Below are 15794 nucleotides of genomic sequence, written 5' to 3' on the forward strand. Positions count from 1 at the left end.
TCGAAATTAGAATGACGACCGAAATTGAAAAAGAACTAGAAACCAGCGAAGCTGTCTTGGAAAAACGGCGAAATTTTGCCATTATCTCCCACCCTGACGCGGGAAAGACCACCCTGACCGAAAAACTGTTACTATACGGGGGTGCAATCCATCAAGCGGGTGCAGTCAAAGCAAGACGCGACCAACGCAAAGCCACCTCCGACTGGATGGAAATGGAAAAACAACGGGGAATTTCGATTACTTCCACGGTTTTACAGTTCGATTATCGTGATTTTCAGATTAATCTCCTCGATACTCCCGGCCACCAAGATTTTAGCGAAGATACCTATCGTACCCTGGCCGCTGCCGATAATGCAGTGATGTTAATCGACGCGGCCAAAGGTTTGGAACCCCAAACGAGAAAACTCTTTGAAGTGTGCAAACTGCGGCAGTTACCCATCTTTACCTTTGTTAACAAAATGGATCGCCCCGGCCGCGAACCTCTGGATTTATTGGACGAAATCGAGCGAGAATTAGGATTACAGACCTATCCCGTCAATTGGCCGATCGGAATTGGCGATCGCTTTCGGGGAGTCTTCGATCGAGCCACCCAGACCATACACCTGTTTGAACGTCGCTCCCACGGCTCTCAGGAGGCGCAGGAAACCGTGATCGAGCTTGGCGACCCCAAAATTGAGGATTATCTCGAAAAAGACCTGTATTACCAGTTAAAAGAGGATATAGAACTACTCTCGGAATTGGGTGCGGAATTGGATTTGCCAGCAGTCCACGCAGGAGAAATGACCCCGATCTTTTTTGGTAGCGCCATGACCAATTTTGGGGTGAAATTATTCCTAGAATCCTTCCTCGACTATGGATTGCCACCCAGAGGACGCAATTCCTCCCTCGGAGTCCTTGATCCCACCTATCCCGATTTCACCGGTTTTGTCTTCAAACTGCAAGCAAACATGGATCCCAAACATCGCGACCGGGTGGCCTTTGTGCGGGTATGTACGGGGAAATTCGAGAAGGATATGGTAGTAAACCACGCTAGAACCGGTAAAACTATCCGTTTATCCCGTCCTCAGAAGCTTTTTGCCCAAGATCGGGCAGTTATTGAAGAAGCTTATCCCGGAGATGTGATCGGATTGAATAACCCCGGGGTCTTTGCGATCGGTGATACCATTTATATGGGTAAAAAGCTCGAATACGAAGGTATTCCCTGTTTTTCTCCAGAATTATTCGCCTATCTCAGAAATCCTAACCCTTCCAAGTTCAAACAGTTTCAAAAAGGAGTCTCGGAATTACAGGAAGAAGGGGCCGTACAGATATTATCCTCGATCGATGAATTTAAACGCGACCCGATTTTAGCCGCCGTCGGTCAATTACAGTTTGAAGTGGTGCAATTCCGTCTTTTAAGCGAGTACGGAGTCGAAACTACCCTCGAACCCCTAGCCTATAGTTTAGCCCGTTGGGTCGCCGGGGGTTGGGCCGCTTTAGAAAAAGCAGGTAAACTCTTTAATACTCTAACTGTCAAAGATTACTGGGGTCGTCCCGTCTTATTATTCAAAAATGAGTGGAATTTACAGCAAGTCAAAGAAGATCATCCCTCTTTGCAATTAAACTCGATCGCACCGGTAGGATCGGGAGTAGAACCGCAATCCTAACCATTAGACCTCTTGTAAAAATCAAAAATTGTTGTTAGGGTTAGGAGTCAGTAGCCAGTAGTCAGTCCCGATGAAAAAATTTTCACCCCCACAGATGAAAGAGGTTTCCTTCCCTACACCCTACACCCCACACCCCACACCCTGCCACCAGGAAGAACTTTTTGCCGCAAACCCTAATTATGCAAGAGGTTTATTAATCTGACAAGACAATTACCGAACTGGTCAGGACAAGATGGCGACCCCCAGACAACTACTCTAAAGTAGAAGTGGTCAGAAAGTCTCGATCTTTCCTAACACTCGGATGTCTCAAAGCACTATCATTGACGAGTCCCCCACCATTAGAAAAAGTCCTGCTGTCAATTCCCGAATTAATCCCTGTTTAATTCGCTTTTGTTATTTTCTGGGAAATTATCTGGTTTTACCAGCTTTTTTCAGCAAAATAACGGTGACAGGCCAGGAAAATATTCCCCTAACGGGAGGTGTCATCTTGGCACCTACCCATCGGTCCCGTTGGGATGCGCTGATTTTACCCTATGCGGTGGGACGCTTAGTTAGTGGACGGGATTTGCGCTTTATGGTTTCCGCTAATGAGATCAAAGGGGTGCAAGGTTGGTTTATCCGACGTTTGGGGGGTTTTCCCGTCAACACCGATCACCCCGGTATGGGTAGTCTAGTCCATAGTGTCGAACTTTTGGCCGCGGGGGAAATGGTGGCGATTTTTCCAGAAGGGGGTATCTCTCGCGATCGAGTGGTTCATCCCCTTAAACCGGGGGTAGCGCGGATTGCGTTGGAAGTTAAGACTATCAAACCCGATGCAGATATCAAGATTTTGCCGGTAAGTATTAGTTATAATCAGCCTTACCCCGGATGGGGAAGCGAAGCAACAGTAAATATCGGTCAAGGGATTAATGTGCTTGATTATCAACAAAATTCGCTAAAACGGGAAACTGTCCGCTTAACCAAAACCTTGAGCGATCGCTTAAAACTTCTCCACGAGGATCAATCACCTTAATCAGCTGTTGATACTAAATCCTGTTCAAAAAGTATAGGATAGTGGGGGGGTCACTGCGTGCGCGTTGCGGGGGGAAATGGGGTGATAGGGAAGTGGGGTGTGGGGAGAAACAATTCATAACTTGAGAGTTAATCACACTATTAAAAACGGATTTGGTATGACTATCTACCCCATGAGTGGGATTTCGGGGACGGATTAAAATGATTGTTTTAACTATTTTTAAACAAAAAAGTGGCTTTTCTGGTTTAAATAAATAATATCTTGGTTTTTGCTGCTTCTGGCTCCTGAATACTGCCTCGAAGACCCCTCAGATCGGGGAAGATATCCGATTGTTGCCGGAGGTCTAATGATAGAATGGGCATCAGCGAAAGTAGTTTGTGAGTGAAGTGATCCGATGCAGTTCCAAATCCAGCCAGACAGTGAAATACCCGCCTCTAAGCAATTATTTGACCAAATTCGCTTCGCTATCGCCTCTCGTCAGTATCCCCCGGGCCATCGTTTACCTAGTACCCGTCAACTAGCTATGATCACGGGATTACACCGTAATACGATAAGTAAAATTTATCAACAACTGGAAGACGATGGGTTAGTGGAATCCATAGCAGGTTCGGGGATTTATGTCAAGGCTCGCGGGCATGAAAACGATAATTTATTGGGTTCGCCCCTATTGGAACAAAATCCAGAAATAGGCCGACTAATTAGCCAGAGTTTAGCCAGTTTTCTCGCTCAAGGTTTAACTTTAGAGCAAATTCGCGAGTTATTACTGGCGGAAATCGATTGGCGATCGCAGTGTAGTTCTCAAGTTCTTGTCACCATTCCCCGTCATGATTTGGGAGCAGGGGAACTAATGTTAAGAGAATTAGAGCAATCCCTCAAAATTCCCGTCCAATTAGTGGCAATGGAGGATTTAGCCCAAGTTTTAGCCAATACTAAATCTGCCACTGTTGTCACCAGTCGCTATTTTATCAGTGTAGCGGAGGAAATTGCCGCTCCTTTTCAATTACGAGTCATTCCCATCGATATCTACGATTACAGCAAGGAATTGGCATTAATCAAAAAATTACCCACCGATAGCCGCTTGGGGATTGTCAGTATTAGCACCGGTATTATTAAGGTGGCCGAAGTTTTAATTCATAGTTTACGGGGCGATGATTTATTAGTTATGTCTGCCCAAATTCATGAAACGGATAAGTTAAAAGTTTTAGCCCGAACTTCCCAGACAATTATCAGTGATCAAGCGAGTTATACTTTAATTAAAAATATGATTAATGAAGTGCGATCGGATTTAATTCGTCTGCCAGAAATTATCTGTAGTGATAATTATATTGGGGATAAATCAATTCAATTGCTCAGACGAGAATTAGGATTAGGTGGTTAGATGATAAGCTAGGACCCATTTTAACCTCTGAATCTCCCCCCTTTGCTGTTGCCTCTTGCCTTATCTCAACAAGCAATTTAAGTAGGGAGGCACAATTATTTGTAGGATGGGTTAGCGGTAGCGTAACCCATGCTGGCGTTGGGTTTCATGCTTCAACCCAACCTACGTTCATCTGTAATCAAAGTTACTTAATTGAATAATATTGGCTCTCTTATGCTTTGTGTGATAAGTTTAACTTATATAGTAGCGATCAATCTTTGTCTCCTTTGTGTCTGGAGTGGTTCGTTCCACTCACTCGACTGCACATCAGTTTTTCGGTGAGATGCTTACAGGCAGCTGCTGATATATATGTAATAATTGTCGGTATTTCTGCAAATCTGAGATGCACCCATAATATTAATCTATGCTGCCAATCGAGTCAGAAAAATTTATTTTAATCTATGGTTACTATTGACAATAACCTAGGGCAAATCGAGAATAAAAGCGAAAAAAACTTTTAAGAAGTATTAACTTTTTTAGTACAATGGGGCAAGAATAGGGATAAGCTCAATTTTTCACTCTCGGACGAGGTTAGATGAAAAGTGCTGACTGTTTAACGGTATCCCCCGGGGAACCGCTTACCGATTGGCAAAAACTCGGATTAGATTTGGTGGCTCGTTGGCAGGGACGAGATGTTATCCTAGCGATCGATCTTACCGGTAGTGTTAACTTTAATGATGAAGGACGGACGCGCCTCGGTCAAATTATTCGCGATAGTTTAAAAAATAACGATTCCGTTTATTTATTCCCCTTTGCTGATAATGTCCAACCGATTACAGAACCGATTTTAATTCGCGGAAGGGAAGATATAGACGCGGTTTTAAAGGCGATTCCTTGGCAATCTAGCCAAAGTGCTAAAAATACCGATATTCAGGGAGCAGAATGGCACGTTTATACTCGACTGGCACGCTTAAATCAGTGTCGTTTAACTGCCAATCAAGCTATTAAACCCCAGTCGGTAGTTTGGATTTCAGATTAGGTCGTACTGGTCGAGATGTGTTAATGAGAATTCGTCGCTTTATTATTGATAAATACGGGAAGTTATCTAAAATATTTGAGCTTGTTAGCTTACATTAATTGTATTCTAATCTTCCTTTGTGTTTCAGTTGCCACATCCCACTGCTACCAACCGGGGTAACTTGTGCAGGTGAAATTAAGGTAAATTTACTGGTGTTGCCGCTTTTATAGCCATCAAATAAAGCAGATACTGTAAACTTTTGAGAAACGGCAATAGCGTGCTGTTTCGGAAAGAGTAAGTAATCGTTTCCTACTAATACGATATAAAATCCATCAGGGGACACATTAGATGTCAAAACCACAGGCTTACTAGAATTATTCCGTCTTTCTGCTCCTTTATCTTCATCCTCGACCACTTCTCCCTGTCTTTGCACCCCATGAATATTAAGGATAGCATCTGGAGACTGATTATAGGAATTGATTATGTTTTGCCATTGCCAGGGAATATCTACTGTCTCAATTGCCTCTTTGTTAAGCAGCTTTCTTAGTCGTTCAATCTCTTCTTTAAGTGCTTCGATATCTTGGACATTTGTCTGAACTTTTAACTCTAAATCTTTTTTATCTTGCTGTAACTGGTTTACCTGGCTATTTAGAGTTGTAGCTTGTTGTTCTAGTTGTGCTTTTTCAATGTTTACATTGTACAATCGTGTTTCTAGGTTTTGATAAGAACTAGAAAGTCTCTGATTTTCCTTACGCAAATGTTCCACTTCTCCTGAACTAAACTGCTCGATTTGCTGACGTTGTTTTGCTAAGTTCTGCGATAGTCGATTACGTTCGTCAGTTAGCTCTCCAATTCTTGTCAAATGACGTTCTTTTTGATCCTCATATTCTTGAATTTTAATCTCTAATTGCTCATTTTTTTCTTTATGTTGAGATATACTCCCACCCTCTTTACCTATACTTAAACTACCAACTATTGCTTGAATATTACTAACTTTATCGCTTAAATCTTTCAGTGTATTTTGCGTAGTTTCATCTAGGGAAGTTGATTTTACATCAGTGATTATCTCTTTTTTAATAGATTGAAGTTGTTCCACTAGCCAATTTTGAAAATAAACTGCTTTTGTATCTTCCTCCTGCTTATCGTTATCACTTTCAACAAGAATCGATTGTGATATAATTATTTTCTCATATAGTCCATTGAATTGTTTCCTAACGTTTTCTAGGCTTTTTTCTATTTCTTTTACTTCTGAACTACTAAGTGGTTTTTTATTAAATGGTAGAATTTGTAGCCAAGAAACTTTTTCTTGCAAACCTTCAATTACGCTTTTGATTTTTGGCAATTCTACTAAAATTTTTTGCTGTTCATCAGATGAATCTGTCGGTTTCTTAGTTTTATAAGTGATAAGAACGCCAGTCATTCTGCTCCATAAAAAAATAAAACTAATGGGAACAGAAAGTAACGCAAGAGTATTGAATAATGGCCATACCCAATTATTACGATTAATATCCTTCTTAAGTTGTTCTAATTGAGTTTTTAAATCATCTGTAGTTAAAGTAGGTTGCTCTGATGAATTATCAATTTTTAAAGTTGCGAGAGGTTGGGTTACATTTAGAATTTGCTTTAATAGCTCTTTAGTCGCAATTCGTTGGTTGTCGCCATCTTGACCTGGATCAGTGCTATCAACTGTTTGCGTATAGAATCCTAAATTCTGTAATTTTATTTGTGCTTGTCTATGTTGTTTACTTGCTAAATCTTCTAGAATTTTTCGCTGTTGAGAAGTTCCTTCTAGGATAGGTTCAATCTTTGAATCAATATTATTAAAACTGATTTTCGTTTTAATATCATCAGATAAACTATCTTTAAATGTCTTGTAAGCAGTAGCAAGTTCATCAACAATTTTTTTTGCTTTAGCATAATCTACAGGATTTTCTACTTTTGCTTCATTTTCTGTAACTTGAATATTTGCAACAAAAGTATTCAGAGCCTCGCGTTTTTCTCGCAGTGCCTTTAAATTGTTAATAGCGGCAGTCTGTTGATCGTCTGCAACTGTTGTTGATTGCCCCATTGAACTTCCTGTCGCTGATGAAGAAGAAGAGTGTTGTGCTTGATGCCCAGAAAGATTACAACCACTTAACAACCCCGCAGATAATCCCGTTGCTAAATAAAGTATCAGAAATGTTTTTCTAACCCTCATCGTTCCTTTCCTCCTATAGTCTGCTATTTAATTCTTTTAATAAGGCTTTTAACCCTAAGATAAAGGGAGGTTCAACCCTGACATCCTCTGAGTTACGACCTTCTAAATTCGTTAAATTGGATTCTACCGAACGCTTAACCTTTGTCCAGAGACTATTGCGCCATTGCTCATCGTCATACTGTCTGAGCGGTTTAATACTGGTGATTTTTAACTCCTTAAAAGCTTGTTGAAAATCCTCTAGAAATTTCTGAAGATTGGCTAATCCTACCTCCTCATCATCTGATCCAACCAGCTTAAAGCTTTCAATTTTTTGAAATTGAGTTAAATCAAGGCGATCTTGCCAGCCAAAAGCCACCCCATTCACCTCACAATCTTCTCCTGCGAAAATCACTTCATCATCATCTTGTAATCCCGTTAAACGAGTCACATTTTGATCTAAAACTAAGCCACAAGCGACTTCTGCTTTCGGTTTAGAACTGAGGACAGTGGGTTCTTTTTTGTTCTCAAATCCTGATGCTTTACTGAGCAATCGGCTAAAAAGAAGAGAAGTTTCACAATCTGGACTAAATCTTCCACTTAAATCCAACCAATTAAGAATCCGAGAGCCATTTCCCCCAATATAGACTGGCGTATTCAGCTTACGAGTGTATTTTTCCTCAATGTCTAAAGCACGCAATACAAGACCGATATAGTAATACAAACCTGAAATCCCTAGTGTAGAAAGTTGTACAATCGTTTGCAGATCAGTATCGTCGTCCATCAGCGTTCGATTGCGTTCTAACCACTTGCTTCCTTCGGCCGCCAATAAGCCATCAAGTTTCACGAAAAAGGGTTCATCCCGCAAACTACTGCTTAAATCACTTAAATCTGTATTAAATTGCTGATTAAGAAAATCAGGTCGGTTTTTCCAAAATTGGGAAAAGAGGAGTCTTCCTGCTATCTGTACCGAACATTGATGAATCAAACGATTACCAACCCAGATAGAAATATCGGACGTTCCCCCTCCCATATCAATGCAGGTGGTATAAAGGAGGTCTTTTCCTTCTTCATCGGCAAAATAATGGGCTAATGCTAAACTTTCTGCACGATAGGGGTTGCCTCTGTCTAACCATTTATGGTCAATTCCCGTCGTTTTGCCTAAATCCTCGATAATTCGTTGCCACGTCACTTTATAGAGATTTTTGTCACTGCGAGAAAAGGCCGAGGGATAGGAAATAGACCAGTTGATCTTTTTGACATGATTTTTCGCCGCTTCAGCCGTAATTAAAAGAGCTAAATGCTTTAGAAAGGTGCGAGTATAGGCAATATTCTGAGGGTGCCATTTAAGATCGGTTTTAATATCATCTTGAGTGGGGTCAAACGCTCTGACATCTTCCAGAATATAGAACCGTCCATCTAGTACAGGTCTTTCCTCTTCTTTACTCCCTTTAGTGGTCAGAACGGATGAAAGGGGAAATTTTTCAGCTTCACCCGACATGAAGTAGTCATACAAAATGCTGAAACGCTCAATCTGAGTAGCTTGAGTGATTTGAAGATGCAGCGGCGTTAAGGTGACACCTTCGCGCACATTATTAATGTGATAATAGACATTGGTGAAAGATGTACCAAAATCAACGCCCACTGTCCATGTTTTATTGGGATTTTGATCCCCCACTTTAGGAGGTGTTTTCAACAAAATTAACCCTTGAGAAATCCCTGTTTCATCCTGACAAAGAATATAATCGGGAAAACTATCTAAACGAGTAATTTGGCAGTCTTTAAGATCAAGGGGATGAATTTCTCTTGCTTCAGGAAAAACGGCTCGAAAGATTTTATTTTGTTTAGTCGCTTCGGTGCGGTTGTCGAAATATAGCGCATAATACGCTTTCCAGTTCGGGGCTTTAAAATTCGGCCAAATTTCTAAGAATGGTTTCGCTGTAATTGCATTGTTAACTTCAATAGGATACTCTCTGTGAATGGTAAAGTCTCCCCCAGATAAGGGTAAAGTTAAAGATACTCTGACGGCTGATTGGTTGCCAATGGTCGTCGGATTAAAAGCAAGACGCTTAATGAGTTCTTCTGAGCTAAAATAATTAAGCACTTCAGATTCTAGCGGTAATAAAGGGGTTAAATGACGTTCTTGTTCATCAACCGTATAAGTGATCTCCCTTGTGTCTTCAGGGAGTAATGCCCCTGGTAAGTTTCCCTCTCCTTCCAAATAGAAAAAGGTTTTTGTAAAGATGTCATCTTCTGTGAGAAACTTGACTTTTCCTTTATATTGTTTGGTAAACTCGGCTTTATCAAAAATAGCGGCACTGACCGTATCATAGATCCAAATATCAACAGATTGTTTGGTTGGCCATTGTTTTTTCAATTGCTCAAGGTCTGGAATGAAAATAACCTCTTCATTCATTGACTTCCCTAAAGCTAAAATACTCACACTGGAAGGATTTCTTTTCGCTTGAATTGGAATATTGAGAGCATCTAAATCCCCTAAAGTAAGCGGTACTCCAAAATAGGCAACATTTCTACTAGGTCTAAAAGTTTGCCCTCTAGGATCAATCGTTAGCTCCTGTGCCAGTTCATTTTTATATTCTTTCAAAAGTTCTTTAAGTTTGGCAGAATCTACCCCCCTTTGACTGTCAAGCTGAGTTTTTAAGTTATCTAACCACAACCATAATTGAATTTTGTCATCTTCTGTTAAATATTCACTGGAGTCCAAGGGAGAATGTAAGCGTCCATCTGCATACCAAGGAATACCTTCCCAGTTCCCCTCTTCGGCAGGACAGACTAAGGTTGCGGGAGAAGTCATGCCCACAGACTGTCCATTCAGCAGAAAAACATAGATTTTGTGCCAAGGATTACGATTTTCCCCCCTAATTCTTTCCGTTGACTGATAAACCGTTCTTTGACTGGAAGGTGATAGAGCGATTAATGCTTTGATCAAAGCATCGGCTTGGAGCGTATCTAAATCTAGTAGTTGGGCTTGTAGTTTAAGCCGTTTCACCTCTGCTAGGGCGATCGCCGCTAACATCCCCTTCCATTGGGCTTTAATGGCACTATGAAGCGGATATTCTTGATCCCGTAACACCATATCCACAAGTAACGGTCTTGCCCACATATCGGGAATTGAACTAATACTTTGAGTATTAGTCCCAATCTCGGGGCGGGTTAAACTATCTGCAACCTCTGTATAAGCGATTCCTGCTTGGGGTTGCCATTTTCCCGCTTCTCCTGGTTTGACACGCGCTTGTGATTTCAAGGGGGGTAAAAAAGAGCTACTCATTGAATCCATCTCCTCTTAATGCTTTTAAATACTTTTTTCCGATAAAACCTTATACAGAGCTTTAGCCAGTCCCGTTGTCCCGTTGTCAATTCCTTGTAAGTCCTTCTTGCTTAAATCTCTAATACGAATGTTAATTTCTTTATCCAGACCTTTCTCTACTAGATCGGGAAAGTTGGAACGGTCTATGATCAAATTGCCTTGATTGTAAAAAGCTGTAACATTAAACCATCTTAAACCGATACCATTGGCATGAAGAATTCCCAGCCATTTGAGATAAGCTTCACACCAGACTTTAATCGCATTAATTCGATCCCATTCGCCCGATTTTTTAATGCTTTCCCGATCATAAAATTTAAGTGCAAAGTCAACCTCACCTAATTTGGTTTTAGCGTGTTCTAATCCTGGAACAATTCTCGATAACCAAATATAGGCAAATCGGACGGCATTAGTTAACTTTCGACGAACTTCATCCTTATCAGGTACATCCTCCCAACTGATCTCATTATCTTTGTTACGACTCAGCAAAATAACCTGTCTTTCATTAGGTTTTGAGGTAAAAATAAAATCTCTTAGGGCTAAACCTGCATATAATTCCAAAACGTGAGGATCATTTCTCTGGTCACTTCCCCCTTTACTAAACTTCTCTACATTAGTCATGGTAGGCATTCCCAACAGATAAATAGTATCAAACTTCAAATCTTGTGTCCCATAATATCTTAGGGCGGCCTCTGTTTTCAGAATAAATTCCTCAGAACGAGCAAAAACGGCTTCTTTATCTTCCTTAGAGGGAAAGCGAAAATAAGGCAACATTAATAAGCCACCCAATTTTACTTTTTTGAGGAGATTTCCTGTCTCTGGATTATCCAATTCTTTAGCAATTAGACGACCCAATGTAGGAAATCCCGATGCACCTGTTCCCCCAAAAATTGAGCCACAAAGAAAAACTTGCGGAGGGTTATTTGCTTCTGTTTTAAGATCGCTATCAATCTTGCCGATCAATTCCTTCCAACTCTCATTAGTGGCCACATTTTGCCGAAGTTGAGTCATAATCGCTGAACCAATAGCGGGTCGGCCTAGAAACCCATCTTTTAACAAGACATCTCGCTCTTTTTCAGTGTAAAGAACATCGAATAAATGACGAATAACTTCCCTGTTTCCATTGTAGTTATCGTATTTAAAGACATCTCTTAAACGAAATTCATCTGCTTTTTGAAAGGGAGTCCACAACCCTAAAAATTCGAGTTTTGTCTGCATCCACCAATTAAGAGTGGAATTAATTCCTTGATCGATATTTTTAGTACAATTTTGGTAGGTCGCAATCGCACCATCGGCCTCTTTAAGATTGCCATTACCTTTGTCAGGATCAACAAAGAGAATTTCTATTTTTGGAATACGCTCACCTTGAGTGTAAATACCCGCTGCTGCTAGATGACATACTGCTTCAACAATTTTTGTCCCTGTTCCACCAATGGCAATAACGTAAACTGACATAACGTTTTAATAACCTCTAAACTAATTTCTAACGAAAACGAGGAAACAAACCAACTAGGGGAACAACACGACGCATATTTGGAGGGGTACTAAGGGCGGTAGATAGCCAGTAACTGGAACACATTCCTAATAGTAAAATCAAGCTAAAAAAAACCAAAGTTATGGTTTCTAGATTATTGCTACCATCCTTTCCCCAGATAAACAAAGAAATAATGAAACTCAAAAAGGGTAAGACAAACAACAGCAACCAAAAAAATCGAGCTTGGCTGAATTCTTTCTCGGTAAACGTTCGCCACCACTTAAGAGATATTAGATACCAGATAACAGCAAACGCACTAGAAGTCGCACACACAACGAGAACGGCAGGATCATAATTACTTTGTATCCAATTGCTGGTATAGGTGGGAATGATGCCATTGCCAAATAGCAGCCGACCGATTACCATTATCATCGCACCGATAATGATGCCAGCCGCAAGACCTGTAATTTCTGGTAGAATCGAATTCTGCTCATTCATTACTGTAATAACTGGGATTAATGAGTCTAAGAAAAAATCGGGATAAATAAAATGATCTAAACCCGCCGCTTTGATGTTATCCTAGCAAGGGAAATATTTTTTGTCCACAATAATTAAATTTACTTAATAAGTTTTTTACTTTTTCGCAACAATTCTTTACATTCATGAAGAAACTTGTCTTGCCTGTCCTTCTAATTTTACTTGGAACAGTCCTAGTCGGCTGTCCTAAGCCTGAAAATTGGTCATGCCCTGAGCTATCAACCCCGACTGCCACCGCCAAAATATCATCAAATCCTGACAAACCAGAAAAAATCATCATTCAAATTGATGGTACGCCGTCTATGAAAGGGTTTGTCAGCGATCGCAATAGTCGCTACATTAGAACCCTAAGATTATTAAGAAGTGCGACAAATACAGCTTTTCCCGTCACGCCATCTCCTACCTTTTATGTTTTTGGGACTCAGCGACTCAAGGAGCCGATCAATCATCAATCGGCTGAAACTGCCTGGTTTTATAGTGGGGGAAGACCTGAATTAAGAGATGCGGCCACTCATAAAATTATCGCACCCCAAAAGACTGATCCGCCCAATTCCCTCTACGTTATTGTGACGGATTTATATCAAGAAAAAGCCCAATGGGAAGACTTAGTAGCACAACTCAAAGATAGTTATCTTCTCAAAGATGGCTACGCCGTCGGTATTATCGCAGTCAAAAGTGAATTTTTGGGGGATATTTATGATGTCGGATTAGATAATATTCGTTATCCCAGTGTTAAAACAAATCATCCCTTTTATATCTTAGTGTTAGGTCGCTATTCTCAGGTTAAACAATATTTCGATAAAATCAAATCGGAAAGTCAAAATACAGGACTTGATTTTCCTGCTGAAAATTTTGTTATTTTCTCCACTCAAATTTTTGAAAAACCTGCTTTACTGCAAATTAATGACAATGAACAACCTACCCCTTCATCTTCTTCCCCGACATCAGATAATCCTCAGAAATCAGGAATTAGACGAGTACAAGTAATTAATGATGGTAGAATAGTGATCAAAAACGTGGAGAATCCTCAAAATGTAGAACGACTTATTATTCCTAGTCAAACGAGCAATGATAGTCCAAAAGAGACTTCTTTAAAATATAGACTCAACTATAATCCTCTGCCCTATACTTTGCCACTAGGGAATTCTGCTAGTTATCAACTCAATGGTGATAGTGACTTTAATAACAACACAGAAGAATTTAAAAAATTAGATCCCCAAAGTTCACTGATTCCCCTTCAACTAACGAATTGGCAATCTACGAATAGTCAATTAGAATTTAATGCTTTAATAAATCTTGACAATAATCCTCAAGGAATTGGCGTTTATCGCTTAATTTTTGATGTATTTCCCGAAAAAATTTCTGGCTCATCAAGACCATATCAAGCCCCGTCTTGGTGGAAAGATTGGAGTTTTGGCGAAAACGAAATTTTTGCAGGAGATAGAACTTACAATTTACAACCCTTTTTATATAATCTAGGAGATACGACTTTTAGAATTATTGAAAATAAGCCAAATGTTGCTCTTGGCCGTCTTTGCTTTATTATCCACAAAAAGTAGGGGTTTGTCAATCAATCAAAACACGGGAGCATCGAGAGCATCCCATTTATGCAAAAATATAAGAGAGAACACCAAAAATAAGTGATTAAATTTATTCAATAGGACAAGCAGACATAACGAATTTATCTTCATTATCGCCTCTAAGAAGGAATTAAGGAAGAGATTTAGACAATTTATTCAACTGTAAGCGATTAAATAGCCAGTTGACCATTAGACACCTCCATAATATTATTTTAAGACTGAAAATGTTTCCAGCAAAGGAGTTGGGCTAAATAAAAATTATTTTATTTGCCCCATAGTTTTTCTATAAAATTAAATTAGCAATGAAAGACATACATTTCAGCCGTTGCACTATTTTGTTAGTACACAGCATAAAAGCAAGCTGTGATTGGTTTATCACTCTTGGAGATATCTACTGATTAGGTATCTCGAATAAGCAAATCGAAAACTTCAAAAACTGCAAACAGCAACCCCGATAGTTATCGATGAAAAATCAGGAAAATTTAAATTTCAGTCGGGAAGTGCTGAATTAAACCCTGCTTTAAAAACCCATATTCGTCAACGCATTATTCCCGCTATCGAAACCATTACCAAAGACAGAGAAATCGACTTCATTCAAGTAATTGGACACACCGACGGACAAGGAATACAGAAGACAAGTAATCTCGATAAAAATATCGAATCGGTTGCCAGCAGAAAACAATCTGTTAAAATGCTAGTACCCGGTTCTAACACTGATTTAGGATTAATGCGAGCTTTAGCAGTAGTGCAAGAAATCGAAAGCACAGGTAAACTCAAAAACGTCAAATTTCGAGCTTTTTCCGCAGGACAGTTATACCTCCCATCGGGTAAATTAGCTGCGGTTAATCGTGACGCAGATGCAAGCAGACGCAGAATTGAAATCCGTTTTATTCCCCCCGGTAAAAAACAATAAGACAAAAAAATTCTAGAAATTTGTTTTTTTATCTTTTGCTTGTTACACTGAGGAAAGAACGAAATTCAAATCAATATCTATGGAACAAAACACTTTAGAGGGGACTTGGGAAGAAATTTTACAGCATAGTGCTAAATTAGCAGGTCAGCGAGTGAGATTGACCATTCTACCTAATCAATCTTCCAATTCTTCCACTCCAGAAACCCTAGACCAAAAATTAAAAGGAAGAGTTGGACGAGTTTATTTTCAGCCATCAGATTTATCTGAGCGAGTAGAAGAAGTTTTTACAAATATTTTAGATGTTCAAGACTAATCAGCATTACATCAATGACTCTTTGCGACGCTTCTCCACTTATTGCCTTAATTAATGAAGCTGATAAAAATCATCAGCGTTGTGTTGACATTTTATCTTCGCTATCGGCCCCCCTTGTCACGACTTGCGCTTGTTTTACCGAAGCAATGTATTTATTGCGTCGATATGGTGGTTGGTTCGCACAACAAGAATTATGGGGTTATGTGGTAGATGAAATACTGGTAATACACCATCATAATTCAGATGAACTAAAAAGAATGGAAACCTTAATGATACAATATCAAGATGTTCCTATGGATTTAGCAGATGCTTCTTTAGTAGCCATGGCTGAAGTTCTTAATCAAAAACAAATATTCACTCTCGATAGCGATTTCTATATTTACCGACGGTATGGAAATCAACCTTTTGAGGTTGTACCTTAATTATTTTTCATTCCCTATAGGGTA

The 15794-nt window shown here is 39.8% G+C and carries 12 protein-coding genes and 1 pseudogene; 8 read left to right on the forward strand and 5 right to left on the reverse strand.

The window, feature by feature from the left end; all coding sequences use genetic code 11:
* The first annotated feature begins 11 nt into the window (after positions 1-11).
* The 4 genes and pseudogenes from prfC to MICAI_RS15135 form a co-directional block, all read left to right on the forward strand.
* On the forward strand, positions 12-1646 hold the full coding sequence (prfC, locus tag MICAI_RS15120; protein WP_002732604.1) for a peptide chain release factor 3: 1635 nt from the start codon (positions 12-14) through the stop codon (positions 1644-1646).
* Between the two features lie 301 nt (positions 1647-1947).
* Positions 1948-2658 carry a lysophospholipid acyltransferase family protein gene (locus tag MICAI_RS15125; RefSeq protein WP_008203596.1) on the forward strand — a complete coding sequence of 237 codons (711 nt, stop codon included), beginning with the start codon at positions 1948-1950 and terminating at the stop codon, positions 2656-2658.
* A gap of 394 nt (positions 2659-3052) precedes the next feature.
* A complete protein-coding gene (locus MICAI_RS15130) occupies positions 3053-4036 on the forward strand; it encodes a GntR family transcriptional regulator (protein ID WP_008203598.1) in 984 nt (327 codons plus the stop codon).
* A 574-nt stretch (positions 4037-4610) separates the two neighbouring features.
* A pseudogene (locus MICAI_RS15135) lies at positions 4611-5051 on the forward strand (vWA domain-containing protein); the annotation flags it as partial.
* 97 nt (positions 5052-5148) lie between these two features.
* On the opposite strand, the gene MICAI_RS15140 reads toward MICAI_RS15135, so the two are convergent.
* The 5 genes from MICAI_RS15140 to MICAI_RS27205 all read right to left on the reverse strand — a co-directional run bounded on the left by MICAI_RS15140 (position 5149) and on the right by MICAI_RS27205 (position 12822).
* Positions 5149-7230: a hypothetical protein gene (locus MICAI_RS15140; protein ID WP_008203603.1), complete on the reverse strand. Its 2082-nt coding sequence runs from the start codon at positions 7228-7230 to the stop codon at positions 5149-5151.
* A 13-nt stretch (positions 7231-7243) separates the two neighbouring features.
* A complete protein-coding gene (locus MICAI_RS15145) occupies positions 7244-10495 on the reverse strand; it encodes a hypothetical protein (RefSeq protein ID WP_008203605.1) in 3252 nt (1083 codons plus the stop codon).
* A 24-nt stretch (positions 10496-10519) separates the two neighbouring features.
* A complete protein-coding gene (locus tag MICAI_RS15150) occupies positions 10520-11986 on the reverse strand; it encodes a hypothetical protein (protein ID WP_008203606.1) in 1467 nt (488 codons plus the stop codon).
* Positions 11987-12014: 28 nt separating this feature from the next.
* Complete coding sequence (locus MICAI_RS15155) at positions 12015-12503, reverse strand: hypothetical protein (RefSeq protein ID WP_008203608.1); 489 nt, start codon at positions 12501-12503, stop codon at positions 12015-12017.
* Positions 12504-12579: 76 nt separating this feature from the next.
* The gene (locus MICAI_RS27205) at positions 12580-12822 is read right to left on the reverse strand and encodes a hypothetical protein (RefSeq protein WP_232306206.1); all 243 of its coding nucleotides are present in this window, start codon (positions 12820-12822) and stop codon (positions 12580-12582) included.
* A 22-nt stretch (positions 12823-12844) separates the two neighbouring features.
* Here MICAI_RS27205 and MICAI_RS15160 point away from each other — a divergent pair, with 22 nt between their 5' ends.
* The 4 genes from MICAI_RS15160 (at position 12845) to MICAI_RS15175 (ending at position 15770) form a co-directional block, all read left to right on the forward strand.
* A complete protein-coding gene (locus MICAI_RS15160) occupies positions 12845-14101 on the forward strand; it encodes a hypothetical protein (RefSeq protein WP_232306207.1) in 1257 nt (418 codons plus the stop codon).
* 712 nt (positions 14102-14813) lie between these two features.
* Positions 14814-15035, forward strand: a complete 222-nt coding sequence (locus tag MICAI_RS27925) for a hypothetical protein (protein WP_008203612.1) — start codon at positions 14814-14816, stop codon at positions 15033-15035.
* 79 nt (positions 15036-15114) lie between these two features.
* Positions 15115-15348, forward strand: a complete 234-nt coding sequence (locus tag MICAI_RS15170; protein ID WP_002756604.1) for a hypothetical protein — start codon at positions 15115-15117, stop codon at positions 15346-15348.
* Positions 15349-15362: 14 nt separating this feature from the next.
* Complete coding sequence (locus MICAI_RS15175) at positions 15363-15770, forward strand: type II toxin-antitoxin system VapC family toxin (protein ID WP_002801652.1); 408 nt, start codon at positions 15363-15365, stop codon at positions 15768-15770.
* Positions 15771-15794: the final 24 nt, after the last annotated feature.

The sequence above is a fragment of the Microcystis sp. T1-4 genome, assembly GCF_000297435.1.
In the GTDB taxonomy this organism is placed as follows: Bacteria; Cyanobacteriota; Cyanobacteriia; order Cyanobacteriales; family Microcystaceae; genus Microcystis.

Excerpts from the sequence above, each read along its gene's own strand:
- prfC (WP_002732604.1), top strand. The coding sequence starts at position 12 with ATGACGACCGAAATTGAAAAAGAACTAGAAACCAGCGAAGCTGTCTTG.
- MICAI_RS15125 (WP_008203596.1), top strand. The coding sequence starts at position 1,948 with ATGTCTCAAAGCACTATCATTGACGAGTCCCCCACCATTAGAAAAAGT.
- MICAI_RS15130 (WP_008203598.1), top strand. The coding sequence starts at position 3,053 with ATGCAGTTCCAAATCCAGCCAGACAGTGAAATACCCGCCTCTAAGCAA.
- MICAI_RS15140 (WP_008203603.1), bottom strand. The coding sequence starts at position 7,230 with ATGAGGGTTAGAAAAACATTTCTGATACTTTATTTAGCAACGGGATTA.
- MICAI_RS15145 (WP_008203605.1), bottom strand. The coding sequence starts at position 10,495 with ATGAGTAGCTCTTTTTTACCCCCCTTGAAATCACAAGCGCGTGTCAAA.
- MICAI_RS15150 (WP_008203606.1), bottom strand. The coding sequence starts at position 11,986 with ATGTCAGTTTACGTTATTGCCATTGGTGGAACAGGGACAAAAATTGTT.
- MICAI_RS15155 (WP_008203608.1), bottom strand. The coding sequence starts at position 12,503 with ATGAATGAGCAGAATTCGATTCTACCAGAAATTACAGGTCTTGCGGCT.
- MICAI_RS27205 (WP_232306206.1), bottom strand. The coding sequence starts at position 12,822 with ATGATGATTTTTTCTGGTTTGTCAGGATTTGATGATATTTTGGCGGTG.
- MICAI_RS15160 (WP_232306207.1), top strand. The coding sequence starts at position 12,845 with ATGAAAGGGTTTGTCAGCGATCGCAATAGTCGCTACATTAGAACCCTA.
- MICAI_RS27925 (WP_008203612.1), top strand. The coding sequence starts at position 14,814 with ATGCTAGTACCCGGTTCTAACACTGATTTAGGATTAATGCGAGCTTTA.
- MICAI_RS15170 (WP_002756604.1), top strand. The coding sequence starts at position 15,115 with ATGGAACAAAACACTTTAGAGGGGACTTGGGAAGAAATTTTACAGCAT.
- MICAI_RS15175 (WP_002801652.1), top strand. The coding sequence starts at position 15,363 with ATGACTCTTTGCGACGCTTCTCCACTTATTGCCTTAATTAATGAAGCT.